9 protein-coding genes are annotated in these 7,781 nt (G+C 71.2%); all 9 read left to right on the top strand.

Features of this window, described 5'->3' with window-relative positions; translation table 11 throughout:
* Window positions 1-497, top strand: a 497-nt coding sequence (locus ABWU78_RS10265) for a hypothetical protein (RefSeq protein ID WP_439158276.1), incomplete at its 5' end; no start/stop codon positions are given.
* 44 nt (window positions 498-541) lie between these two features.
* Window positions 542-829, top strand: coding sequence for a hypothetical protein (locus tag ABWU78_RS10260; RefSeq protein WP_439158275.1), 288 nt, complete (start codon window positions 542-544; stop codon window positions 827-829).
* Window positions 826-1,146: a hypothetical protein gene (locus tag ABWU78_RS10255; protein ID WP_439158274.1), complete on the top strand. Its 321-nt coding sequence runs from the start codon at window positions 826-828 to the stop codon at window positions 1,144-1,146. Before ABWU78_RS10260 ends, ABWU78_RS10255 begins: the two co-directional genes overlap by 4 nt.
* A complete protein-coding gene (locus tag ABWU78_RS10250; protein ID WP_439158273.1) occupies window positions 1,139-1,531 on the top strand; it encodes a hypothetical protein in 393 nt (130 codons plus the stop codon). Before ABWU78_RS10255 ends, ABWU78_RS10250 begins: the two co-directional genes overlap by 8 nt.
* A 93-nt stretch (window positions 1,532-1,624) precedes the next feature.
* Complete coding sequence (locus ABWU78_RS10245; protein WP_439158272.1) at window positions 1,625-2,269, top strand: hypothetical protein; 645 nt, start codon at window positions 1,625-1,627, stop codon at window positions 2,267-2,269.
* 107 nt (window positions 2,270-2,376) lie between these two features.
* Window positions 2,377-2,742, top strand: coding sequence for a hypothetical protein (locus ABWU78_RS10240; RefSeq protein ID WP_439158271.1), 366 nt, complete (start codon window positions 2,377-2,379; stop codon window positions 2,740-2,742).
* 50 nt (window positions 2,743-2,792) lie between these two features.
* Entirely contained in the window at window positions 2,793-3,170 is a 378-nt protein-coding gene (locus tag ABWU78_RS10235; protein ID WP_439158270.1) for a hypothetical protein, read from the top strand.
* 48 nt (window positions 3,171-3,218) lie between these two features.
* Window positions 3,219-6,881, top strand: coding sequence for a phage tail tape measure protein (locus ABWU78_RS10230; protein ID WP_439158269.1), 3,663 nt, complete (start codon window positions 3,219-3,221; stop codon window positions 6,879-6,881).
* Entirely contained in the window at window positions 6,875-7,771 is an 897-nt protein-coding gene (locus tag ABWU78_RS10225) for a hypothetical protein (protein WP_439158268.1), read from the top strand. The genes ABWU78_RS10230 and ABWU78_RS10225 overlap by 7 nt, the downstream gene beginning before the upstream one ends.
* Window positions 7,772-7,781 lie beyond the last annotated feature (10 nt).

The following is a 7,781-nucleotide window of genomic DNA, read 5'->3' as shown; positions in this document are numbered from 1 at the left end:
ACCCGTCGCGCACGCCGATCGCGCTGCGCAGCGCCTCCGCCCGGTTCCGCGGCGACGTCGGGTGGGACATCACGCAGACCGGCCGGGTCGTCGTGCTCGACGGGCACGGACGCACCTCGGTGCGCCTGCCGTCCCCGCACGTCACCGAGGTCAGTCTCGTGCGCCTCAAGGTCCCGCCCGCGTTGCCGCGCGAGCTCACGCTCGGCGTCGACGTCGACTGGTCGACCGACGGGATCATCGACCGCCTCGACGGTCCCTGGCCCCACCGGCGACGGTGCGTCGAGGTGACCTACACGAGCGGGTACGAGACCGTGCCCGACGACATCCAGACCGCCGTCCTCGACCAGGCCGAGGCCCGGTACGGCTCCGAGGTCGGCATCGCCCAGCGCGCAGCGGGCTCCGAGAGCATCCGCTACGAGGCCGACGCGGTCGGCGGCATGACGCAGCAGTGGGCCGACGCCGTCGCCCGGCACTCTGTAGCCGGGGACCGGTCGTGAGGCGCGGCAAGCGGCTACACCGCGAGACGCTCACGATGCTCGTCGTGACCACCGGGGAACCGGACGACGACGGCGTTCCGACCGAGGACGTCGTCGAGCAGGACGTCCCCGGGTGGAACGTCCAGCCCGTCGGGACGAACGAGTCGCTCGGAGATGCCGAGGTCGTCACCGGTAGGTGGCGTGCCTCTGGGCCACCTACCGAGTGGTTACAGGCCGGGGACCGCCTCCGGTGGCGCGGCACCACGTACCGCGTCGACGGCGAGCCGCAGCACTACCGCGGCGGCGCGCTCGACCACACCGAGGTCGTCCTCATCGCGTGGAAGGGGGCATGACCATGGCGAAGTCCATGAAGCCGTCGACCGAGCTGCTCGAGCGCGCGGCGTCCTCACCCGCTGTGCGCGCGGCGCTGCGCGCGAAGGCGGCGCGCGCGCTGCCCCGGGCGCAGCGCCTCGCCGCCGCGGCAGGCGCGCAGCGGTTCGGCCGCAGGCTCCGCGTCGAGGAGGGCACTCGCCCCGGGTCGAAGGCTGAGGGCGGGTTCCGCCGCCCCTACGCCCGCGTCACGGCGACCCTCAGCGATGACGACCAGGCGGCCGACGCGGGCGCGAAGATCACGCGCCGGCAGATCCTGCGGAGGGCGTCCAGTGCCTGAGGTACTGCGGTGGGCGAACGTCGAGCGCGAGGTCCGGGCGTGGCTCGTCCCGCGGCTCTCCGTCGGGTCGGCCGGCGTCGTCACCGAGACGACGACGACCGTCCCCGAGAAGTACGTGAAGGTCGAGCGCGCGGGCGGGCGCGGAGACGGCCCGCTGGACAAGCTCGTCCAGATCGAGGTCGCCGTGCACGCGCGCACCCGCGGCGACATGTGGGCGCTTGTCGGCGAGGTCGAGACCGCGTTCGCGGCGCTCGCCACCAACGGCACGCCGGGCATGTACGTCGACGAGGTCGAGGAGACCTTCGCGTTCGCCGCCGACCCGATGCCTAGCCAGGACGTGCGCCGCGCGATCGCGACGTACACGCTCACCGTCCGCCCGCGCTGACGGGCGGCACCACGGCCCGCGGGCCGACCAACCCACCACCAGATCATCCGAGCCCCGCGCCGTCCGGCCGGGGCTCTCGTCACGGGAGGAACCATGCCGGACGTCCGCGAACTCATGGACACCAACTCGCGCCTCGTGCGCAAGTGGGGTCGCAAGCTCGTCGCCCTGCAGGACTACTCGGCCCCGGTGCCGACGTCGTACTTCGACACGACCACGCGGACGCCGGTTCTGCCGGCCGACGCGAAGGTGCTCGGCTACATCACGACCGACGGTGTGGTCCTGCCGTCGAGCGTCTCGACCGAGCCGACCAACATGGACCAGGACCTCGACCCCGTCCGCACCGACATCACCGGCATCGAGAAGTCGGTCAACGTCTCGTTCGGTGAGTCGTCGAGCTCGTGGCTCCACGCGCTGCGTCACGGGAAGCCGTGCAGCGAGTGGCCCGCGACGAAGAACGCGCCGTGGGTCTTCGACGACGGCGACTTCGTCGACTTCCCGTACTACCGCCTGTGGCTCATCTCCGCGGACGGGCCGGAGGAGTCGGCGTTCTACCGCGTCGAGTACGGGTACCGGGCGAAGGTCACCGCGACCAACGACCGCACGCACGCACGCAACGCGAACGAGGCGATCGGCTTCACGTTCGGCCTGTTCAAGGACCCCGTGGTGGGCAAGGCGCTCGCCACGATGGAGAACGGCCCTGGCTTCGACGTCGAGCCGGAGGACCCAGAGGAGCCCTGACGGGTCCGCTCGGACGCATGACCGGGCGTGGTCGGGCGGTGCGGGGAGTCCCGCCCGACCACGCCCTACACGACTCCCCCGGATTCCCCAGAATGTGAGACCTCATCATGGGCAAGCCCAACCGCCGCCGTGTGCGGATGTCGCAGTTCAAGCAGCAGGTCGCCGAGCACGTCCTTCCCGAGGACCAGCTCGTGCCCGTCGACGTCGAGGTCGACGGCGAGGACCGCACCGTCTGGATCAAGGTCGGGCTCGCCCTGACAGGCGACGACGACTTCGGCGAGCAGGTCAAGGCCGCGAAGAACGCCGACGAGCTTGCGCTCGTCGTGCTCGGCGGGCACCCCGAGCACGACGCTGAGGAGCAGCTCGCGACGTGGAAGGCCGCCGGCTACAGCACCGACGACCTCGCCATGCTGTTCGGCACCGAGTCCCGCGCGGCGCAGGAGCGCCTGGGAAACTTCCGCTACGCGGGCTGAGCGAGGTCCTCGGGCCCGAGCCCGAGGCGGTCGAGGCGGCACTCCTGCAGGTGTACGCCCCGCGTGATCCGCTCGCCGAGTACCTCGACGGGCGGATCACGCTCCGCAAGCTCCGCGTCATGATCGAGCACCTACCTCCCGGCAGCGCCTTGCACCGTGCGCTCTACGGGCCGTGGGGTGACACCGAGAGGCTGCTGCACGCGATCGCGAACGACGATCGCGCGCTGCTCACTCTGACGAGCAACATCCAGGCCGCGAAGATGAAGCAGGAGCAGCAGCAGTTCACCCCGATCCCCGGGCCCGACCTCACCGAGTACCAGCGCGAGCAGCAGGAGCAGGAGCTCGACGACGCCGAGGAGCACGTCGACCTGCTCGCCGTGCTGGCGCGCGCACAGGTCGAGGGCGGCGGCGGAACCACAACCACATAGGAGGTGCCAATGGCTGCCGACGTGACGTGGATCGATGTCCTCCCAGCCATGGACACCTTCGCGAAGGAGCTCGCGACCGGCACGACGAAGGCCGCGACCGCCGCCGGCAAGTCGTCCGGGCTCGCGTGGGCGAAGGGATTCGACGGCACCGCGACGAACGGTGCCGCGAAGGCCGCGACCGACGAGCTCGAGGCCGCGTCGAAGCGCACGAAGAAGGTCGTCGACGACCAGGTCCAGGCGATCGTGAAGGCGCGCACGTCCGAGCGTGACGCCTCGGCAAAGGTGTTGCTCGCCGAACAGGCACTCGCCGATGCCCGCGAGAAGTACGGCGAGGAGTCGGCGCGCGCGCAGGCCGCTGAACTGCGTCTCACGTCTGCCCGTGAGCGGCAGAGCGCGGCGAGCGCGAAGCTCGTATCGGTCGAAGACCAGCTCAAGGCCGCGCAGAACGAGCACCGTGAGGTCACGCGCCAGCTCGAGAAGGCGACGTCGGACCTGAACAACGAGGTCGACGAGCAGCCCAGCAAGTGGGGCGCGCTCAAGTCGTCAGTGTCCCAGGCGAAGGACTCGTTCGAGGAGGCCACGGGCGGGCTCGGTGGCATGGTCACCAAGCTCGGCGTGGCGGCGGGCGGGGTCGCGCTGTTCTCCGAGGCGTGGTCGCAGGGCATGGAGCTCGACGCCGGGGTCGACAAGGTCGCGGCGTCGCTCGACCTGACCGCGACGCAGTCCGCCACGGCGGGCGAGGTCGCCGGGTCCCTGTACGCGAACGCGTACGGCGACTCGCTGACCGAGGTGTCCGGCGCGGTCGGCACCGTCATGTCGTCGATCGCGGGCATGCGCGACGCGTCCGAGGCGGACCTGGAGTCCGTGACGACGAAGGCGCTCGATTTCGCGAAGGCGTTCGACGTCGACGTGTCGGAGTCTGCGCGCAACGCGGGCATCCTCATCCAGACCGGGCTCGCGACCGACGCGGTCCACGCGTTCGACCTCATGACCGCGTCGCTGCAGCGGGTGCCCGAGGCGCTGCGCGGCGAGGTCGTCGACGCGACCCAGGAGTACTCGCAGTACTTCGCCCAGCTCGGCCTCACGGGTGAGCAGTCCATGGGCATGCTCGTCGCCGCGTCGGCGTCCGGGCAGTACGCGATCGACAAGACCGGTGACGCGCTCAAGGAACTCACGATCAGGGCGACCGACATGTCGACGTCCTCGGTCTCGGCCTACGAGGCAGCGGGCCTGTCCGCGGAGGACATGTCGGCCCGGTTCCTCGCCGGCGGCGACGTCGCGTCGGGTGCGCTGTCCGAGCTCGTCACCGGACTGCAGGGCATCGAGGACCCGACCCTGCGGGCGAACAGCGCGATCGCGCTGTTCGGCACCCCGCTCGAGGACATCGGCACCGACAAGATCCCCGCGTTCCTCGACTCGCTCGCCGGTGTCGGGACCGGGCTCGGCGACGTCACGGGCAAGGCCGAGTCCATGGGCGACACGCTCAACGGGAACGCGACGACCGGATGGGAGTCCCTCAAGCGCAGCTTCATGGGCGTCCTGACCGACGGCATCCAGCCGCTCCTCGGACCCGCCGAGACCCTGCTCGGGTGGGTCCAGGAGAACCCCGCCGCGCTGCAAGTCTTCGGCGTCGCGCTAGGCGCGCTCGCCCTCGCGTGGGGCGTCTACACGACCGCGCAGTGGGCTGCCAACAGCGCCATGCTCGCGTCTCCCCTGACATGGGTGGTCGCCGCGGTGGTCGCCGTCGGGGCCGCGATCTGGGCCCTGGTCGAGAACTGGGACTCCGTCGTCGCCTGGTTCAAGGACATCTGGGAGCCGATCGGGAACTGGTTCGGGGACCTGTGGCAAGGCATCCTCGACGCGGTCCAGCCGGTCGTCGACTGGTTCCAGAACTCCGTGCTGCCGGTGTTCTCGGCGGTGTGGGACGGGATCAAGGCCGGTGGCGAGTTCCTGTGGACCGCGCTGCAGGTCGTGTTCGTCTCGATCCTCACCGCGTGGCAGCTCCTCGCGGACGGCGTCTCGTGGGTGTGGGAGACGTTCCTCTCCCCGGTGTGGGAGGCCGTCAAGGTCGGCGCTCAGGTCATGTGGTCCTGGCTCGACGAGCACGTGTTCCTCCCGATGCGTGTCGGGTGGGAGCTCCTGGCCGCAGGGTTCGCATGGGTCAAGGACAACGTCCTCGTACCGGTGTGGAACGCGCTCCTGCAGGCAGGGGTCGACACGTGGAACTGGCTCGACCGGTGGGTCTTCGCCCCGATGCGGTTGGGGTGGGAGCTCGTCGGCAAGGGCTTCACGTGGGTCAAGGACAACGTCATCACCCCGGTCTGGAACGGCGTGCAGACGGTCCTCAAGACCGGGTGGGACTGGATCAACACCTGGGTGTTCTCCCCGATCAAGACCGGTGTCGAGGCCGTCGGGTCCGTGTTCGAGAAGACGAAGGACGTCATCTCGACGGCGTGGGACAAGGTCAAGGCCGCCGCGGCGGCCCCGGTGAACTTCATCATCGAGACCGTCTACACCAACGGCATCAAGAAGACGTGGGACTCGATCGCGGAGAAGGTCGGCCTCGACCTGCGCCTGCCCGTCGTGTCGCCGATCGCGTTCGCCACGGGCGGTGTCCTTCCCGGGTACACCCCGGGCCGGGACGTCCACTCGTTCTACTCCCCCACGGCCGGGCGGCTCGATCTGTCCGGCGGTGAGGCGATCATGCGCCCGGAGTGGACCCGGGCCGTCGGCGGCCCCGCGGCCGTCGCACGGATGAACAGCGCCGCCCGCACGGGCCAGGCGTTCGCCAACGGCGGTGTGTGGGGCAACATCACCGGCTGGGCCGGGGACGTGTGGGACTCCGCCGTCGGCGGTGCGAAGTCCGCGTGGAACTGGGCCGGGGACGCCGTCGAGTCCGTCGGGAAGTTCCTGGCCGACCCGGTCGGGGCGCTCGCGGACCTCATCACGAGGCCGATGAACGCGCTGCTCGGGCGGATCGGTGCGGGCGACCTGGGCACGATCGTGTCCCAGCTCCCGCGCAAGGCCGTGGCTGGGCTGGTGGACACGGTCAAGGGCCTGGTGGACCGCAAGAACCAGGAGTCGGCCTCGGCCGGCGCTGGGGTCTCCGGTGCGCTCGGCGTCGCGCGCATGTCGCAGATCGTGCGCGACCTGCTGCCGTGGGCGAGGGTCACGTCCGGGCTGCGGCCGGGGGCGATGACCGCGACGGGCTACCCGTCGATGCACGGGCAGGGCCGGGCGATCGACATCGCGGGCGTGGGGTCGATGGACACCGCGGGTATGACCCGGATCTTCCAGGTCCTGCGTGCGGCGTTCCCCGGGGCGTATGAGCTTATCTACTCACCGATGGGCGCGCAGCAGCTCTACAAGGGCCGCCCCTACGTGTTCCCCGAGCCGACGAAGCGCATGCACTACAACCACGTGCACTGGGCCATGGCGAACGGCGGCGTCCTGCCGCCGCTGGAGTTCGACGAGGGCGGGTGGCTTCCGCCGGGCCCGTCGGTGGTGGTGAACAACACCGGCAAGCCCGAGCCGCTCGCGCGGGTCGACGTCGCGCCGTCGTGGAACCAGAACCCGGGCGCGTCCTCGCTGCCGTCCGAGCTCGTCGTGGTGGACGTCGACGGCAAGCTCGTCGGGCGGATGCGCGTCGAGGCGGGCCAGGTCATGACGGGTCGCGTGAAGCCGATCGACGAAGGGCGGGCGAGATGGTGAGGGGCCTTCGGGTCGAGCTCGCGCGTGAGTCGCTCGGGCTCGTGGTCGACACGGCCGAGTACATGTCCGACGAGGCCGCGACGTTCCTGCGTCGCGGCCTCACCGGTGCCGGGTTCCCGGACGTGGACGCACGCTGGTTCGAGGGTGCCGGGCACGGGGCCACCTACCGTGGCTCTCGCGCCCGGCCCCGCGAGCTCAAGGTGCCCCTCATGGTCTCCGGTCCCAGCCGGGAGGCGGTCGCCGCGCGCCTGTCGGTGCTCGCGCGGATCTTCGCACCCTCGCGCCCGGGCGACGTCGCGGACATGCCCGTGCTGCGTTGGGTCGAGCCGTCGGGCGAGACGTGGTTCGTGCGCGTCGCGCGCACGGGCCGCGCGGACTGGGCGTGGTCCGTGGACACGAACGGCCTGACGTGGGTCCGCACCGAGCTCGCGCTGCGGGCCGGGGATCCGTTCATCACCCGGGTGCGCCCGTCCTCGTTCAAGGTCGAGGTCACCGCCGGCGGGCGCGGGCTGCTGCCCAAGCTCGCCCGGCTGCGCGTCTCCTCCTCCCAGGCCATGGGTGAGCGCGACGTGGAGAACCCCGGGGACGCGACCGCGTACCCGGCGTGGGAGGTCACCGGTCCGGGCCGCGACTTCGAGGCGGTCTCCGCGCTCGGGGAACGGCTGCGGTGGGAGGGCGTCCTCGCGCCCGGCGAGGTCGTCACGCTCGACACGATGACCGGCACCGTCCTCGACGACACGGGAGCCAACCGGTACGGCGAGCTCGCGCCCGCGCCCCGCTTCTGGACGGTGGAGCCGGGCACGTCGCGCGTGTCGGTCACGCTGGCCGACGCCGAGCCCGGGTCACGCATCATCTGCCGGTGGCAGCCGCGCCGCTGGCTCATGTTCTAGGAGGGGTGGC

It is taken from the genome of Cellulosimicrobium sp. CpK407, assembly GCF_051844275.1.
Taxonomy (GTDB): domain Bacteria; phylum Actinomycetota; class Actinomycetes; order Actinomycetales; family Cellulomonadaceae; genus Cellulosimicrobium; species Cellulosimicrobium cellulans_G.
Note: the sequence above shows the minus strand (reverse complement) of the source record. Positions and strands in the feature narration are given on the sequence as shown.

What these genes read in the sequence shown, in the direction of transcription:
- ABWU78_RS10245 (WP_439158272.1), top strand. Translation starts at nt 1,625, where the DNA reads ATGCCGGACGTCCGCGAACTCATGGACACCAACTCGCGCCTCGTGCGC.
- ABWU78_RS10240 (WP_439158271.1), top strand. Translation starts at nt 2,377, where the DNA reads ATGGGCAAGCCCAACCGCCGCCGTGTGCGGATGTCGCAGTTCAAGCAG.
- ABWU78_RS10225 (WP_439158268.1), top strand. Translation starts at nt 6,875, where the DNA reads ATGGTGAGGGGCCTTCGGGTCGAGCTCGCGCGTGAGTCGCTCGGGCTC.
- ABWU78_RS10230 (WP_439158269.1), top strand. Translation starts at nt 3,219, where the DNA reads ATGGACACCTTCGCGAAGGAGCTCGCGACCGGCACGACGAAGGCCGCG.
- ABWU78_RS10255 (WP_439158274.1), top strand. Translation starts at nt 826, where the DNA reads ATGACCATGGCGAAGTCCATGAAGCCGTCGACCGAGCTGCTCGAGCGC.